This window comes from Pseudomonas sp. 1L-C-7-B-C1, from assembly GCF_057291635.1.
In genome coordinates, this window is sequence record NZ_JBXAWH010000002.1 from 322887 (window position 1) to 339107 (window position 16221).

A 16221-nucleotide genomic window follows, 5' to 3' on the forward strand; every position below is an offset into this window, starting at 1 on the left:
CGCAGGCCTAGACGTGGCGTCCAACCTGGAAAAAGCCCTCGCCCTGCCGTGGGAACCGCTGTTCAAAACCCAGGCGGTCGAGCGTGGCCTGGAGTACGCGCGGCAGAAGCGCGTCATCCTCGAACACCTGAGCGCAGACATCGTGCGCACGGTGTGCCGAGGTTCGAGCCTGGAGAACTACACCCAGACGCTGTTGTTCAAGGACCCGGAGCGCACGCGCAATTTCATCGTCGGGAAATGCACCTGCCCGGTCAGAAACAACTGCAAGCATTGTGCGGCGGCGCTGTTCTTTATGCAGGACCCGGAAAACAGCCCCGGGATTCTGGCAGCGGTCGACGGCGAATCGGTTGCGCGCAGGCCGAAAGTCGTCGAGCAAAAACCCAAGCTGCCCGAGCGTCTGGAAAAGAATATCAAGCCCGAGCCGCGGCTGATTCTCGCCAGCTTCGAGTACAGCGCCTACGAGCCGCGCAACGGCAAGATGCAGCGGCACATCCAGCACCGCGCCGCCCTGGCGTTTCGCTACCGCGAGTCCTATGTGTCCGGCGTGCCCGCCCCTGGTCGTGGCGGCGACATCCTCTGGCATCTGCCGGACGAAATTCTGCGCACGCGCCGCCATCCGGAGCGTGAGGGCGAATACCGCAAGCAGCTTCAGGAACTGGGCTTTCGCATCGCCACCCGGCAGAGCAAGGCGCTGCCGGACAGTGCCGGCGAAATGTTCGAGCTGCCCACCGACAAGGCCTGGCTGAGTTTCATTCTCGACGAGTTGCCCCGGCTGCGCGCCGAAGGCTGGCAGATCGAAATGAGCGAAGACTTCGGCTTCGACGTGACCCCGGTGGACGACTGGTACGCCGTGGTCGACGACGAGCCGGAGCGCGACTGGTTCGATCTGGAGCTGGGGATCATCGTCAACGGCGAGCGGCTGAGCCTGCTGCCGATCCTGATAAACCTGCTGCGCACCCACCCCGAGTTGATGACCGCCAGCGGCATTGCCAAGCGTCGGGACGACGAGCAGTTGCTGGTTCAGCTCAACCATTTCACCCAGCGTGGCGGCGTGCCGATTCAGGTGGCGCTGCCTTATGGCCGGCTGAAACCGGTGCTGGCGACCCTCGGCGATTTCTATTGGCGGGAGGACGGCAACAACGCCATTCGCCTGAGCACCGCCGACGCCACGCGGCTCCGGCAGCTGGATGACCTGCCGCTGGTGTGGCAAGGCGGCGACCGGCTGCGGCAGTTCTCCGAGCGACTGGTGAACATCAAGGATGTGCGCGGCGAGGTGCCGGAAGGCTTGAATGCGACGTTGCGGCCTTATCAGCTGGAGGGTCTGAGCTGGATGCAGGCACTGCGCGAGCTGGAAGTCGGCGGCGTGCTCGCCGATGACATGGGCCTGGGCAAGACTCTGCAAACCCTGGCGCACCTGCTGCTGGAGAAACAGGCCGGGCGACTGGACCGGCCGGCGCTGGTGGTGATGCCCACCAGCCTTATTCCCAACTGGATGGACGAGGCGAAGCACTTCACGCCGCAACTCAACGTGCTGGCGCTGTTCGGCACCCAGCGGCATCAGGATTTCAAGCATCTGCAGGAGTACGACCTGATCCTGACCACTTACGCGCTGCTGCCCCGCGACGTCGACGTGCTCAGCCAGCAACTGCTGCATGTGCTGGTGCTCGATGAAGCGCAATACATCAAGAACCCCAACAGCAAAGCGGCCCAGGCGGCGCGGCAGTTGAATGCGCGGCAGCGTCTGTGCCTGAGTGGCACGCCGCTGGAAAATCACCTAGGCGAGCTGTGGTCGCTGTTCCATTTCCTGATGCCCGGCTGGCTGGGGGATGCCAAGCAGTTCAACAGCAATTACCGCACGCCGATCGAGAAGCTGGGCAACGAGCAGCGCCTGGAGCACCTCAACGCGCGGATCAAGCCGTTCCTGCTGCGCCGGACCAAAGAGCAGGTGGCGACCGAATTGCCGCCGAAGACCGAGATCGTGCATTGGGTCGAGCTCAATGACACCCAGCGCGATGTGTACGAGACCATGCGTCTGGCGATGGACAAGAAAGTCCGCGACGAGATCACCCGTAAAGGCGTGGGGCGCAGTCAGATCATCATTCTTGAAGCGTTGCTCAAGCTGCGTCAGGTTTGCTGCGACTTGCGGCTGGTGAACAGTGCGCCGGTCAATCCGCGGCAGTCCAGTTCGGGCAAGCTCGATAGCCTGATGGAGATGCTGGAGGAGTTGTTTGCGGAGAACCGCAAGATTCTGTTGTTTTCGCAGTTCACCTCGATGCTGGAGTTGATCGAGGCGGAGTTAAAGCAACGCGGGATCGCGTATTCGCTATTGACCGGGAAGACCAGGGATCGGCGGGTGCCGGTGCAGGATTTCCAGAGCGGCAAGCATTCGATTTTTCTGATCAGTCTGAAGGCAGGCGGCACGGGGCTGAATCTGACGGCGGCTGATACGGTGATTCACTACGATCCGTGGTGGAACCCTGCGGCGGAGAATCAGGCGACGGATCGGGCGTATCGGATTGGTCAGGATAAGCCGGTGTTCGTGTACAAGATGATTGCGCGGGGGACGGTGGAGGAGAAGATTCAGCATTTGCAGCAGGAGAAGGCGGCGCTGGCGGCCGGTGTGCTGGATGGGCGCAAGGCCGGGGACTGGAAGTTGCAGGATGAGGATATTGCGGCGTTGTTTGCGCCGTTGCCGGTGGTGGCGAAGAAGCTCAAGCGCTAAGGCGGGTGTTTTTAGGATCAAGATCAACATCAAGATCCTTAAGATCACAAGCGTCTGCCTGGGGGCAGACTGTTTCGCCTTCGGCGAGTTACTTGGAAAAGCACCCCAAGTAACCAAGGGTGCTTGCTCCTGGTTGGGCCCCTCGTTCCTCGGGGTTCCTTCACTCCGGTCTCGCTCCGTGGGCCCGCCGCCATCCGCCATCCATGGCGGGGGGCGGCTCTCGCGGCATCCATGCCGCTCGGCCCACTCCGCGAGACCTACGTTCAGCCTGCACCAAAGTCGCGATTTGTGTCGTCTGGGCTATTTGCGTAAGAAGATCAAAAGCAGATCAACGGCTTCCCGGCTGAGGCCATTCCAACTGGCTGAACGCGTTGCTTTTAGTGGGACCGGCTTTAGCCGGGAAGAGGCCGGTGTGGGTGCTGGAAATGTTGCGGATGTACGGGGTCGGGGAAACCGGTGTCATCCCGCCGCCCGCACGTCTTCTTCCACCCATTTCACGTAACACACCACCACTGGCATCTCGTGTTCGGCGCAGAAGTCGATCCAGCGCAGTTGGTTGTCTTGCAGGCGGTCGCCGGGGCCTTTGACTTCGATCATTCGGTAGCGGCGTTGTTCGGGGTAGAACTGGATGAGGTCGGGCATGCCGGTGCGGTTGGCTTTGATGTCTTGCAGCAGGCGGCGGAACCAGCGTTTGAGGTGCTGCGCCGGGAGGCAATGCAGCGCCTGGTCCAGCAGTTCGGGGGTCAGGGTGCCCCAGAACACGAAGGGTGATTGCAGGCCAAACTTGCTGGCGTAGGTGTCGCGGATCACCGCTTCGTAGCGCTGGTCGTCGAGTTGCGCCAGGCATTCGTCGAACAGGGTTGCGCGGCGCTGGTAGAAGTCCGGGCTGTAGAGATCGCTGGGGGCGCTGTGGAACGGGTGGAAAAACGCTCCCGGCAGCGGCGCGAAGATTGCCCGCCAACAGAGCAGACCGAACAGCGAATTGACCAGCGCATTCTCGACGTAATGCACCTCGCTGCCCTCTTCCGCCAAGTGCTGCTGGATCAACCGTTCGACGCTGTGATCGGGCAGCGGCAGCACGCTCAGATCAAGCCGGCTGACCGTACGCTTCAATCTTTTCTGCACACTGCCTTCGCCCAGCTTGCGCTTGAGACGCGGCTGTATGCGCAGCAGGTGTTGGGTTTCTTCGTCGTTTTCCGGCGCCGATTGCGCTTGCAGCAGCAACGTCATTGCGTCGAGGAATTGCTCGCTACGTTCGAGCACGCGAATCCTGCGCACACGGGCGCCGGGGTAGCTGGACTGCGCGTAGACGCTCAATGCCAGCGGCCAGTTCTGTTCGCGTTCGGCCTGCTGACCGATCTTGAACAACAACTTGGCGCGACGCATGGCCAGCCAGGGGTTGTCGGTCTCGACGGCCAGCGCTTGAGGCGCCAGGTCGGCCAGTGCCATACCGTCGTCCAGCGCCTGTCGGCAGGTGTGCAGGTGCAGGCAGATGTCGATGTCGGCGCGTTGATTGATGCCGCGGGACTCGACGGAAAATTCGACTTTCTCGTAGCGATAGATGCCCAGGTCCGCGAGGACAAACTCCGACCATTCCTGATACAGATTGCCGAAGTACAGCAGGCGAAGCCGGTCGCACAGGGGCATGACCTGGAGGGCGAAGATCACTTCTTCGAAGCCGGCAAACCAGTGTTCCAGTCGTTGGGGAGCTTCGTAGATCGGCAACAGGCGCTGCAAGAGGTCGGATTTTTTCTCGGCGCTTTTGACGCCGTGGGCTTTGAAACACTCGCCCAGCTCATCTTTGCGCAGCAATGCGAACAGGGCTTGGAGGTCCAAATGGGGTTGGCCGTCGACCCAGCCTGTTTCCAGCAACGGCGCGGCGGCCAGTCGGACATCGCCGATTTCTGCGTAGTCCAGCTTGCTGGCGCGAAACAGCGTGCCTTTGCGCATGACCATGCGCACCAGCAACGCCTGTGCCGGTTGCGGCAGCAAGGCAAAATCGTCGATGAAACGCCGCTCGTCTTCATCGAGCAGGTCGTCGTAACGCTGGGCGATCCAGTTCAGCACCTGGCGGAAGTTTTCCAGGTAGTAAAACGGATTGTCGAGGGGAGAAAGGCTCACGGCGAGGTCACGTAAAGGCTGACGGAAGAGCGTCAGGATACTGGTTATCCGTACAGATTCCAGCCCTGCCTGCTGTAGGATGGCGCCCGCCCGATCAACGGCGCAGACCAAAGAGCCCTGTCCACCCGCTACACTCCCTCAACGTATTTTCAGGAGATCGCCATGCCTTCCGCCGGCAAACCCTTTGTTTATCTCGCGGGCTTCGACGTGTTTCGTGCTGATGCCATCGAGCACGGCCGCGCGTTGAAAGCGTTGTGCGATCAGCACGGTCTGGAGGGGTTGTACCCTTTCGATAACGACGTGCCCGAAGGGCTTACGCCTGAAGAAGCGGCCGCGGCCATTTGCAACGCCAATATCGCAATGATCAAACGCTGCGACGGGGTGCTGGCGAATCTAAACGCATTTCGTGGTGCCGAGCCGGATTCAGGCACCGCCTTCGAAGTGGGCATGGCCGTTGCGCTGGGCAAGCCGGTATGGGCGTATTTTGAAGCAGACGGGTCGCTGCGCGAACAGATCGAACATGACGCGGCGGGCTTCGATGCGCAGGGGTTTCAGGTGGAGGATTTCGGTCTGCCGCGCAACTTGATGCTGGCCTGCACCTGGGCCGGCAGTAGCGAGACGGCCGAAGAAGCGATTGAGTCGTTGGCTGCGCATCTCGCTGACTGAACCCAACCCCTGTAGGAGTGAGCTTGCTCGCGATGGCGTCGTATTTACCACTGAATATCCAGCGGATGTACTGGCCTCTTCGCGAGCAAGCTCGCTCCCACAAGGTTTGCATCTGCTGAGAGACCGCGGAGCGGTTCACGACTGGAGATATCCGACAATCGAGCCCCAACGCCCTCGCCTATTCCAGATTCGACGAACTAATGTCCAGCTTGTCAGTGTCCGCAAACTCGTCCAGGTCCAGTTCGCTTAAATCCAGCTCGCCCTCGGGATCGCGGTCTTCATCGGAATCGGCGTCGTTGAGGGGCGATTGATCACCGCCGAAATGATCGCCATCGTGTGCCAGATAGGCCATTGATTGGGTGTCTGGCTGGAGGGTCTGTACCTGCATCTGTACCTGCATCATTGAGGCTCCGAAAGTGAATGGCTCCACGCAGGCTAACCCAATCGGCGGGGTAAAAGCACAGCTCAGGACCAATTGAGGAAAGATCCGCCGTCATCGCGCAGCATCTGCACCATGGCGTGGGCGGCAGGCGACAGATAGCCCTCGCGGCGCAGCATCACGCAAATGGTCCGGGTCATGGTGGTCTGTTCCAGCGGCACCTCGCGCAGGTCCTGCATGTTCTTGCCGAACTCCAGCGTCTCCCGGGCGATGAAACTCAGCAGGCTGGTCTGCGCGATCAGCCGAGGCAGCAGGGAAATCGAGTTGGACTCGATCTGCACTTCCGGCAGCGGCAGGTCGTGGCGGGCGAAGGCGTCGTCGACCCAGATCCGCGACGACACCCCCGCAGGCGGCAACACCCAACGGTACCGACTCAAGTCGCGCATCTCGAATGGCGCAGTGAAGATCGGATGATTGCGGCTGGCGATCACGACCGCTTCGTCGGTGAGGATCGGGTAGTAGGTGAATTCCTCTTCGGCGCTGCGCTGGGCGCAGATGATCATGTCCAGGTGCCCGGAGCGCAGTTGCTCGCGGAGCATGTCGTCCTGGCCGATCACCAGCTTGAGCGTGACCTGCGGCGAGCGTTTGAGCAGCGCACTGGTCAGTTCCGGCAGCAGGTACTCGGCCATGGTCGCCGCACAGCCCAAACGGATATCCCCTACCGCGCCACTGGCAAAATCCCGCACCTCGCGCTGGGTCTGGGCGATGCTTTGCTGCAACACCTTGCCCCGCGCCTGCAGCAGTTCGCCCACGGGGGTGAGCTTGATTCTGCGGCCGTCGCGCTGGAACAGTTTGGTACCGAAAGATTCCTCCAGCCGCTGGATGCTTTTGGTCAAGGCCGGCTGGCTGCGATTGAGCTTTTCCGCCGCGCGCCCCAAGTGACCGAGCTCGGCGATGGTTTCAAAATAGGTCAGGTCACGCAGGTCCATATATCAACCAAAGTTATCAATTCATGATTATTAGAAAATAGACTTGATCGATTGCGCTGTCGATACTGGGCGTCATTGGAAAACACCTATCAGGAAACGCCAATGCTCTGGAGATCCGCGTTGCCACGCCCCACCTCGTTCGCCCTCGCCCACCAGCACCCGCTTATCCAATGGTTGCTGCTCATCCTCATGGCCGGTAGCGCCGGCCAACTGTTCAAATACTTTCACGTACCCGCCGCGCTGTTTCTCGGGCCCATGCTGGTGGCGATCGGCTTCGGCGTCGCCGGGGCCAGCATTCGCCTGAACAAGCACGTGTTCCGTCTCGGTCAGGGCACGGTCGGGGTGCTGGTCGCCCATTCCATGACGGTCGGCGTTTTGCTGGCGGCGATGCAGTCGTGGCATGTGATGGTCTTCGCCACCTTGCTCACCGTCGCGCTGAGCGCGGTGGTCGGGATTGCCATGGCGCGGTGGGGCGGCATTCAGAGCAGCACCGCGGCGTGGGGCACTTCGCCGGGCGCAGCGTCGGCGATGGTTGCGATGTCCGAGGATTACGGCGCCGATTCGCGGGTGGTCGCCACCATGCAATACGTGCGGGTGGTCTGCGTGGTAATGGTCGGCGCGCTGGTCAGTCGGCTGCTCGGCGCCGATGCTGGCGGTTCGGAGGCTCACAGCACGGACGCACTGCTGCACGGGATGAACCTGCTCAATCTGGGATTGAGCCTGCTGGTGATCGGGGTCGGCGTGACGCTCGGCAGTCGCTTGCCAGCCGGGGCGTTGCTGGTGCCCTTGTTGCTTGGCGGCGCGTTGCAGCTGAGCGGCGTGCTGCAGATCACCCTGCCCACTTGGGTACTGGCGATTGCCTACGGCGCGATCGGCAGTTACATCGGCTTGCGCTTTGATCGGGTGACCATCAGCTATGTCTGGCGGCGGCTGCCGGCGATGATCGTCGGCGCGCTGGTGCTGATTCTGCTCTGCGCCCTGTCGGCTTGGGGCATCGCGGAAATCATGGGCAAGGACTTTCTCTCGGTGTATCTCGCCACCAGCCCCGGCGGCCTTGATGCCATGGCGATCATTGCCATCGACACCCACTCGGACGTCGGTTTCGTGCTGGCGATGCAGACCCTGCGGCTGTTCGCCGTGATCGTGACGGGCGCATACATCGCCCGGCAAGTGATTCGTGTGTCGCAACGCTTCGCCTGAATGAACCCAGGCAAATCCAGCGGCACGTACGCCGATGGAATCTTCGGCGATCCGGCGACCTCCAACGCTGCACACTCATTGGAGGGGAACGCCATGGCCAAGTTGAAAATCGCCACGTTCAACATCAACGGCATCCGCGCGCGTTTGCCCATTCTGTTGCAATGGCTGGAAAAGGAAGCACCCGACATCGTCTGTCTGCAGGAGCTGAAAGCTGCTGACACAGCCTTCCCCGCCGACGACATCCGCAGTGCCGGCTACGGCGTGATCTGGCAGGGCGAGCCGTCATGGAACGGCGTGGCGATTCTCTCCCGGGACAGTGAGCCGCTGGAGATCCGCCGGGGCTTGCCGGGCAATGAGAAGGACAAACACAGCCGCTATTTGGAAGCGGCCGTGCAGGGCGTGATCGTCGGTTGCCTGTACCTGCCCAACGGCAACCCGCAGCCGGGGCCGAAGTTCGACTACAAACTGGACTGGTTCGAGCACTTCATCACCCACGCCGACTCGCTGCTCAAGAGCGAGCATCCGGTGGTGCTGGCCGGGGATTACAACGTCATCCCCACCGACAACGACATCTACAACACCCGCTCATGGCTAAAGGACGCCTTGCTGCAACCGGAAAGCCGCGCATGCTTCGAGCGTTTGCTGGAGCAAGGCTGGACTGACGCCCTGCGCGCGAAATTCCCGGACGAGCGGATTTACACGTTCTGGGATTACTTCCGCAACCATTGGAAGACCAACTCCGGGCTGCGCATTGACCACCTGCTGTTGAGCAAGGACCTGGCGCCCAAGCTTAAAAACGCGGGTGTGGACCGCTGGGTCAGGGACCTGCCCCACGCCAGCGACCATGCACCGACGTGGATTGAGTTGAAGGTTTGACCGAGATGCGCAAATCCTCAAATAACACATAACCTGCAGGAGTGACCGGGGTGGTGCTCCACCTTGCTCGCGAAGAGGCCGGGACATGCGCTACATCTTCAGCGGCTGAGACACCGCCTTCGCGAGCAAGCTCGGCTCCCACATGGAACTGCGCCTGATCCAGTAGCGGCGGTGGTGCACACCACCGGTTTTGTGGCGGACGCACAACAGAAGGCACACGCACAAACCTGTGGGAGTGAGATTGCTCACGAAGACGGCAGTTCAGACGCTAACGATATAGCGGATGTACTGGCGTCTTTGCGAGCAAGGTGGAGCGCCACCCCGGTCCCTCCTACACAGATCGCGTTGACCTCGAGACCGCACAGTATCCCGCGGACTAGGCCCGGCTCGCCAACGCCGTCGCCAGGCTTTGCTCCAGCGGTAGCAACGGCAGCAGCGTCGCCTGATAGGCATGGTACAGATCCGGCTTGCCGGCCCAGATATCGGCGCTGGGCTGGTTTTGCGGGTTGAGTTCGTGGCGCCAGCTGCCGTTTTCGTAGTCGATGAACAGCGTCTCGCTAAATTCCCAGAACGTCCGGTACCAGTCTTCGTATTGCTGCTCGTGGGTGCGTTGCAGCAGCGCGGCGGAGGCAGCGGCCGCTTCGGCGTGGGTCCAGTGCAAACGATGGCGAACCACCGGACTGTTTTCCCAGTCGAGGGTGTAAACGATCCCCGGCGCGCCATCGACGTCCCAGCCATAGCGGCAGGCGTTTTCGAACAGCCCGCGCGCGTCTTCCAACAGCCAGGCGGGCGTTTCCAGCCGGGCTTTGCGCCGTGCCGCTTCCAGGTGCAAGACCAGCCGCGCCCATTCGAATGCGTGGCCAGGCGTGGTGCCGTAGGGGCGGAAGCCGTCGTCGGGCTTGTCGACGTTGTAGTCGGGAATCGGCTGCCACTGCAGGGTGAAATGCTCGATCACTTGATGGTTATTGCCCGCGGCGTGCTGATGGATGACCCGCTCGACGATGCTCAGCGCCCGATCCAGCCAGTGCGCATCACCGGTGACGTCGGCCAGGGCGAGGAACGTCTCGGTGCTGTGCATGTTGCTGTTGGCGCCGCGATAGCTTTCTTCGTTACGCCAGTCGCGGTCAAAGGACTCGCGCATGGCGCCTTCTTCCTCGCTCCAGAAACGCCCGGTGATCACCTGAATCGCGTCTTCCAGCAGCGCCTGTGCGCCGGGGCGTCGAGCGACGACTGCCGAGCTGGCCGCCAATGCAACGAAGGCATGCAGGTAGGCGTTCTTGCCCGTTTCGGCGCTGTGCTCCAGCGGTCTGGCGAACCAGCCGCCATGCTCGGCATCGCGCAACGGCCCGGCCAGCGCCGCGATGCCGTGATCAACCAGCGCGGCGCAACCGGGAATACCGTTGATGTGGGCCATGGCGAAACTGTGGGTCATGCGTGCGGTGTTCATGGTTTCGGCGACGGCATCGGCGGGGAGCCGGCCGAGGTCATCCAGATTGCCGAAGCCCTGGGGCAGTTTCGAGGCCTTGGCAAACGCCAGCAGCCGATTGCCCTCCTGCATCAGCCAGGCCGTGTGACCCGGGGAGCGCAGCCAACTGCTGAAATCGCGATTCACGTCATCCATTGCCCTTCACCTATCTCGTCGGCAGGTTCGGCCCGCCAGGAATTATTAGTCGGGGCGAATCATGCAAGCCGAGGGCAGCGACAGGCAAGTGAATGAGGTGAAAGGGTTGGCCAGCTACAAGCTGCAAGCGCCAAGCAGCAAGCAGCAAGCAGCCATAGTTTTGCAATCAAACCCGAAAGCGCGTGACCACCTGGTTCAACTCCGCCGCCAGCCGGGACAGCTCGTTGCTCGACGCGCTGATCTGGTTGGCGCCGGACGACGATTGCATCGACAGGTCACGGATGTTGACGATGTTGCGGTCCACTTCCCGCGCCACCTGGGCCTGCTCTTCAGCCGCGCTGGCGATCACCAGGTTGCGCTCGGAGATCTCGTTGATCGACGTGGTGATCCGGTTCAGCGACTCGCCGGCGCCCTGGGCCAGTCCCAGGGTTTCGGTCGCGCGAGTGCGGCTGATCGACATCGATTCCAGCGCCTCGGTAGAACCGCTGCGCATGGTCGTGACCATCTTGTCGATTTCCAGGGTCGACTGCTGGGTGCGGTGGGCCAGTGCGCGCACTTCATCGGCGACCACGGCAAAGCCGCGTCCGGACTCACCCGCCCGCGCCGCTTCGATGGCGGCGTTCAGCGCCAGCAGGTTGGTCTGCTCGGCGATGGAGCGAATCACGTCCAGCACCTTGCCGATGTCCTGGGACTGATCGGCGAGGTTCTGCACCAGTTCCGAGGTGTGCTGCACGTTGCCGGACAGGGTCTGGATCGAATTGACTGTGTCGATGACCCGGCTCTGGCCGTCGCGCGCCGCGGTGTTCGATTCGCTGGACGCCTGGGACGTCGACACGGCGTTACGCGCGACTTCCTCGACGGCCGAGGTCATCTCGTTCACCGCCGTGGCGGCCTGTTCGATTTCGGCGTTCTGCTGATGCAGGCCGCGATGGCTGTCTTCGGTCACCGAATTCAGCTCTGTGGCGGCCGACGCCAGTTGGCTTGCCGAGTTACCGATCAGGCTCAGGGTCGAGCGCAGATTGGCTTGCATCTGCTGCAACGCGCTCTGCAAGCGAGTGACTTCGTCATTGCCCTCGACGCGAATGTCATGGGTCAGATCGCCCTTGGCGACGTATTCGGCGGCATCAACCGCTTCCTGCAGCGGGCGAACGATGCTGCGGGTCAGCCACACCGCGAGGACCACCGTGGCCAGTGCCGCGATCAGCACGAACACCAGCACCACGTTTCGGGAGTTGCCGTATTGCGTTTCTGCGGCGGCGCCTTCGAGTTCCACCTGATGGGAGTAGAAGTCACCGAGTTCGCCCAATTGCGCGCCGGAGTTGTCGACCGCCGTCTTCATGTCCACCAGCAACAGCTTGTTAAGCGCCTTGAGGTCTCCGCTCTCGGCGAGCACAAAAGACTGGGTCAACCCCCGCTGATAGTCGACCAGGGTCGCGCGGAATTTGCCGTACAGCGCCTTCTCTTCCGGGGTGTCGATAAAGGCGTCGAGGCTGGTAAGTTTCTCGTCAAGGATCTTGGCGCGCGCGTCCATCTGACCCTTGTAGACGCTGACGTTTTTCGGATCGGCATCAAGAGCAACCCGCAGCGAGATCGTGCGAATGCGCAGCATGGCCTCGCGGATGTCGTTGACCAGACGCATACTCGGCATCCAGTTGCTTTCGACGGCCACTTCGCTGTGGCGGATCGTCGACATCTGGCTCAGGGCGAACCAGCCGAGCAACGCGACCAACAGGGAAATCAGGGTAAACCCAAGGCCGGCGCGGCGGGCGATGGTCAGGTTGCGTAGGCTCATAACGGTCGGCTCATTCTTGTAGGGTCGGGACGCAAAGTCGTCATATGACTACCGCTTATCGACGCTGCCGCAGGCTTCTTTAGCCAACCGCACGTGAAGAATCCGAACGCCCGTTCGAGAAAACATCGAACCCCGCCCGCTTGAGCGGTCTAGACCCTTACGCCCGATCACACATTTAAGCGGAGGTGAATCATGCATCTGGAAGGTTCCTGCCATTGCGGCGCCGTCGAATTCAGCCTGACAAGCGCCCATCCCTACCCTTATCAACGCTGCTACTGCTCGATCTGCCGCAAGACCCAAGGCGGCGGTGGCTACGCAATCAACCTGGGCGGCGATGCCAAAAGCCTCAAGGTCAAAGGCAAGGACAGCATCGCCATCTACCACGCGAAGATGCGCGACGATAAGGGTCACCAGACCCACATCAGCAGCGCCGAACGGCATTTCTGCAAACAGTGCGGCAGCGGGCTGTGGTTGTTCAGCCCCGAGTGGCCTGAGCTGATTCATCCCTTCGCATCGGCCATCGACACTCCGTTGCCGGTCCCGCCAGAGCACACGCACTTGCTGCTGAACTCCAAGGCGCCCTGGGTTGAAATCGCCGCAGGGCCGAATGACCAGCAGTTCGAGGAATTCCCTGAGGAGTCGATCGCCGACTGGCATGAGCGGCTGAACTTGACCCGGTAGCCTGGCCGGGTCAAGTCACCACGGCCTCCGGGCGTTCCTTCTGCAGTTAATGCAGATGGAGCACCCGCCCAACCGACCACCCGATAATTCCCTGAACCTCTCCCCTGAGCGCCGACTCCGAACTAAAAGCCCCTAAGCCCAATAAAAAAGCCCACGAGGAAGCGCACATGCCTCTGCATCGAGTCGCCAGCCTGACCGACATTCAGCGAGATCGCGGTCTCCAGGTCGAGTTTGGCGAAACCAAGGCGCTGCTGGTTCTGCACGGCGACGAAGTCCGCGCGTTTCAAGCCTTCTGCCCCCATGCCGGCGCGCCATTGGCCGACGGCGCCATCTGCAACGGTCATCTCATCTGCCCTTGGCACAAGGCCGAATTTTCCATCGACGACGGCCATCTCTGCGAACCGCCTGCGCTGGATGCCCTGACTCGTTACCCCGTCCACGTCATCGACGGCCATGTGCATGTCGAGGACCAACCCATCACCGTTCATGCGCCGGTCCTGGCCGAAGACAGCCGCTGCTTCGTCGTCATTGGCGCCGGCGCGGCGGGCACGGCTGCCGCTTGCGCGCTCAGGGAAAAAGGCTTCAATGGTCGGTTGCTGCTGATCGACAGAGACGTCGCGCCCGGCTACGACCGCACGGCGCTGAGCAAATTTGTGCTGTCCGCCGAAATGGAAACCGATGAGATCCCTGCCCTGCGCGACGACGGGTTCTATCTGAACAACCGAATCGATCAGGTTCATGGCGAAGTGATGAAGCTGGATGTGGTCAACAAGCGCGTGACCCTGGCGGACGGGCGCCGCTTTGACTACGACGCGGCGCTGGTGACCACCGGCGGCGAGCCGCGTGGGTTGCCCCTGGAAGGCGCCGATCTGCCGCAAGTGCTGACCCTGCGCAGCCGTGATGACGCGCGCCGAATTTTGGCAGCAGTCCATCCCGGCAGCCACGCGCTGATCGTCGGCGACAGCTTTATCGGGCTGGAAGCGGCGTCGGCGTTGCGCACTCAGGGTGTCGACGTGACCGTTCTGGCCCATCACGAGGTGCCGTTTGCCAGCCAGTTGGGCGAGCGCGTCGGCAAAGCCTTGCGCGCGCTGCATGAGCAAAACGGCGTGCTGTTCCGCACCCACCTCGACGTCAGCCGGTTCGAGGGTGATGAACAAGATGGCCAGCAGGTGCTGCGAGCAGCCGTACTCAGCAATGGCGAACGGGTGGAAGTGGACCTGGCCCTGGTTGGCGTCGGCGTGAGCCCGGTGACGCATTTCATCGACGGCCTTCAGCTGGAAGACGATGGCTCACTGGCGGTCGACGACGGCATGCGCGCGGGCAAGGATCTGTGGGCGGCGGGCGACATTGCCACCTTCCCCCTCAGTCATCAGCCACGGCGCATCGAGCACTGGCGCCTTGCCCAACAGCAAGCACGCATCGCAGCGGGCAACATGCTCGGCGATGACCTGCACTACGCCGACGTGCCGTATTTCTGGACCTACCATTTCGAAAAGCGTCTGGACTACCTCGGCCACGCCGAAGACTGGGACGACATCGTTTACCTCGGCGAGCCGGAGCGATTTGATTTCCTGGCGCTCATCTGCAAGCAAGGCGTCGTCGCGGCCGTGGTCAGCTGTGAACGTGAAAGGCCGATGGCGATGCTCGCCGAACGCATGAAACAACCGCTGTTCAAAGACGAAGCGCTCATGCTGATTAATCAGATCGACGATTGAGATGCACGACGAAAATCCCTTATTCACCCGCACACCGGAGGGCACCATGCCTGATAAAGAATCCAACCGCGAAGACCTCGACCACAAGCCTGAAAACGCAGGCAAGGTCGGCGAAGAACACAAACAAGCCAACCAAAGTGGTGAACAACAGCGACCACCGGAAACCGAGCACCCGGCAGACCCTACGGACGCCAAGCCTTGAGGCAGCCGCTCTAGCCCTGGCTGGTGGCCTGCTGGCGATCGTGCCGCTGTTTAGCGCAGCGGCCTGCCGCCGGCTCGGCAGCCTTGTCCACTTTCAGCCACCACGCCTCGCCTCGGCTGGGGTACTGAACGTAAAACGGCTGGCCCATTTCTGGCGTGGTGATGGAGATGCTGCGGTCCCACGCCAGCGCGAGAATCCGGTCGAACGGCTCATGCCAGGCGTGCATCGCCAGGTCGAAGGTGCCGTTGTGGATGGGCAGCAGCCACCTGCCGCGCAGGTCGATGTGCGCTTGCAGCGTCTCTTCAGGCTGCATGTGCACGTCCGGCCAATCTTCGTTGTACGCGCCGGTTTCCATCAGGGTCAGGTCGAACGGGCCGTACTGCTCACCGATTAACTTGAAACCGTCGTGATAGCCGGTGTCGCCGCTGAAGAAGATCCGCTGCTCGCCATCGAGGATGACCCACGACGCCCACAGGGTCTGGTTGCCGTCCCGCAGCGTGCGGCCTGAAAAATGCTGCGCCGGGGTCGCTACAAAGCGAATGCCGTGAATATCCGTCGACTGCCACCAGTTCAATTGCTGAACCTTGGCCGCCGGCACTCCCCACTCGATCAGCGTGTCCCCTACCCCCAGCGGCGTGATGAAATGCTCGGCCTTGTCCTTGAGCACCTGAATGGTCATGTGATCAAGATGGTCGTAATGGTTGTGGGAAAGGATCACCGCCTTGAGCGGTGGCAGGTCTTGCAGAAGGATCGGCGGCTGGTGAAAGCGCTGGGGGCCGGCCCACTGCACCGGTGACGCACGCTCGGCAAATACGGGGTCGGTCAGAAAATATGCGCCACGCAGTTTCAGCAGCACCGTGGAATGGCCGAGGCGGTAGACCGTGTTGTCAGGCGCGGCAAATAGCTGCTGGCGCGACAGCGGCTGCACCGGGATCTCCCCGGCCGGGCGGGTGTGATGGGGTTTGTTGAACAGAGCGTTCCAGAAGATACGCAAGGTCTTGCCAACGGTTGAGCGCGCCATTGGCTTGATATTGAAATAGCGACCTTCGCGCCGAGTCAGGACAGGCAGCGCAGGATTTGAATCCAGGTTTTTTTCGATCGAGGCCATGAGGGTGCTGACTCCATAAAACGGGTGAAGGTGGCGTTGCGGGAGCTGCAAGCTGCAAGCTGCAAGCTGCAAGCTGCAAGCTGCAAGCTGCAAGAGCATGGCGTACGCTTTGAGCTTTCGCTGTGGCTTTAGTTTGGAGCTCAAAACTT

General features: G+C 61.8%; 13 protein-coding genes and 1 pseudogene. 7 read left to right on the plus strand and 7 right to left on the minus strand.

The genetic code is table 11. From position 1 onward, the window contains the following. Nucleotides 1–13: 13 nt before the first annotated feature. On the plus strand, nt 14–2722 hold the full coding sequence (locus AC0Z8Z_RS04700; protein WP_485618095.1) for a DEAD/DEAH box helicase: 2709 nt from the start codon (nt 14–16) through the stop codon (nt 2720–2722). A 459-nt stretch (nt 2723–3181) separates the two neighbouring features. Here AC0Z8Z_RS04700 and AC0Z8Z_RS04705 read toward each other — a convergent pair whose 3' ends face one another. Next, the gene (locus AC0Z8Z_RS04705; protein ID WP_485618097.1) at nt 3182–4843 is read right to left on the minus strand and encodes a VRR-NUC domain-containing protein; all 1662 of its coding nucleotides are present in this window, start codon (nt 4841–4843) and stop codon (nt 3182–3184) included. Nucleotides 4844–5005: 162 nt separating this feature from the next. Between AC0Z8Z_RS04705 and AC0Z8Z_RS04710 the strand changes: the two genes are divergently transcribed. After that, the gene (locus AC0Z8Z_RS04710) at nt 5006–5509 is read left to right on the plus strand and encodes a nucleoside 2-deoxyribosyltransferase (protein ID WP_485618099.1); all 504 of its coding nucleotides are present in this window, start codon (nt 5006–5008) and stop codon (nt 5507–5509) included. A 178-nt stretch (nt 5510–5687) separates the two neighbouring features. On the opposite strand, the gene AC0Z8Z_RS04715 is transcribed toward AC0Z8Z_RS04710, so the two are convergent. Both AC0Z8Z_RS04715 and AC0Z8Z_RS04720 read right to left on the minus strand, forming a co-directional pair. After that, complete coding sequence (locus AC0Z8Z_RS04715) at nt 5688–5912, minus strand: hypothetical protein (RefSeq protein ID WP_485618101.1); 225 nt, start codon at nt 5910–5912, stop codon at nt 5688–5690. A gap of 62 nt (nt 5913–5974) precedes the next feature. Then, nucleotides 5975–6877 (minus strand): LysR substrate-binding domain-containing protein, encoded by a 903-nt coding sequence (locus AC0Z8Z_RS04720; RefSeq protein WP_485618103.1) that lies wholly within the window; start codon nt 6875–6877, stop codon nt 5975–5977. A 102-nt stretch (nt 6878–6979) separates the two neighbouring features. On the opposite strand from AC0Z8Z_RS04720, the gene AC0Z8Z_RS04725 reads away from it, so the two are divergent. Together AC0Z8Z_RS04725 and AC0Z8Z_RS04730 are read left to right on the plus strand one after the other, a co-directional pair. After that, the gene (locus AC0Z8Z_RS04725) at nt 6980–8077 is read left to right on the plus strand and encodes an AbrB family transcriptional regulator (protein WP_485618105.1); all 1098 of its coding nucleotides are present in this window, start codon (nt 6980–6982) and stop codon (nt 8075–8077) included. Between the two features lie 93 nt (nt 8078–8170). Then, nucleotides 8171–8953 (plus strand): exodeoxyribonuclease III, encoded by a 783-nt coding sequence (locus AC0Z8Z_RS04730; protein ID WP_485618268.1) that lies wholly within the window; start codon nt 8171–8173, stop codon nt 8951–8953. 376 nt (nt 8954–9329) lie between these two features. Here the strand turns inward: AC0Z8Z_RS04730 and AC0Z8Z_RS04735 are convergent, their stop codons facing one another. The 3 genes and pseudogenes from AC0Z8Z_RS04735 to AC0Z8Z_RS04745 form a co-directional block, all read right to left on the minus strand. Then, complete coding sequence (locus AC0Z8Z_RS04735; RefSeq protein ID WP_485618106.1) at nt 9330–10574, minus strand: D-mannose isomerase; 1245 nt, start codon at nt 10572–10574, stop codon at nt 9330–9332. 166 nt (nt 10575–10740) lie between these two features. Next, entirely contained in the window at nt 10741–11604 is an 864-nt protein-coding gene (locus tag AC0Z8Z_RS04740) for a methyl-accepting chemotaxis protein (protein WP_485618270.1), read from the minus strand. After that, nucleotides 11599–12366 (minus strand): annotated as a pseudogene (locus AC0Z8Z_RS04745) (MCP four helix bundle domain-containing protein); the annotation flags it as partial. The pseudogene AC0Z8Z_RS04745 and the gene AC0Z8Z_RS04740, both read right to left, overlap by 6 nt. A gap of 192 nt (nt 12367–12558) precedes the next feature. Between AC0Z8Z_RS04745 and AC0Z8Z_RS04750 the strand changes: the two are divergent. From AC0Z8Z_RS04750 to AC0Z8Z_RS04760, 3 genes are all read left to right on the plus strand, one after another. Continuing rightward, nucleotides 12559–13047 (plus strand): GFA family protein, encoded by a 489-nt coding sequence (locus AC0Z8Z_RS04750; RefSeq protein WP_485618107.1) that lies wholly within the window; start codon nt 12559–12561, stop codon nt 13045–13047. 167 nt (nt 13048–13214) lie between these two features. Further along, complete coding sequence (locus AC0Z8Z_RS04755; protein WP_485618109.1) at nt 13215–14762, plus strand: FAD-dependent oxidoreductase; 1548 nt, start codon at nt 13215–13217, stop codon at nt 14760–14762. A gap of 46 nt (nt 14763–14808) precedes the next feature. Further along, the gene (locus AC0Z8Z_RS04760) at nt 14809–14964 is read left to right on the plus strand and encodes a hypothetical protein (RefSeq protein WP_163022187.1); all 156 of its coding nucleotides are present in this window, start codon (nt 14809–14811) and stop codon (nt 14962–14964) included. A 10-nt stretch (nt 14965–14974) separates the two neighbouring features. Here the strand turns inward: AC0Z8Z_RS04760 and AC0Z8Z_RS04765 are convergent, their stop codons facing one another. Further along, on the minus strand, nt 14975–16072 hold the full coding sequence (locus tag AC0Z8Z_RS04765; protein ID WP_485618110.1) for an MBL fold metallo-hydrolase: 1098 nt from the start codon (nt 16070–16072) through the stop codon (nt 14975–14977). Nucleotides 16073–16221: the final 149 nt, after the last annotated feature.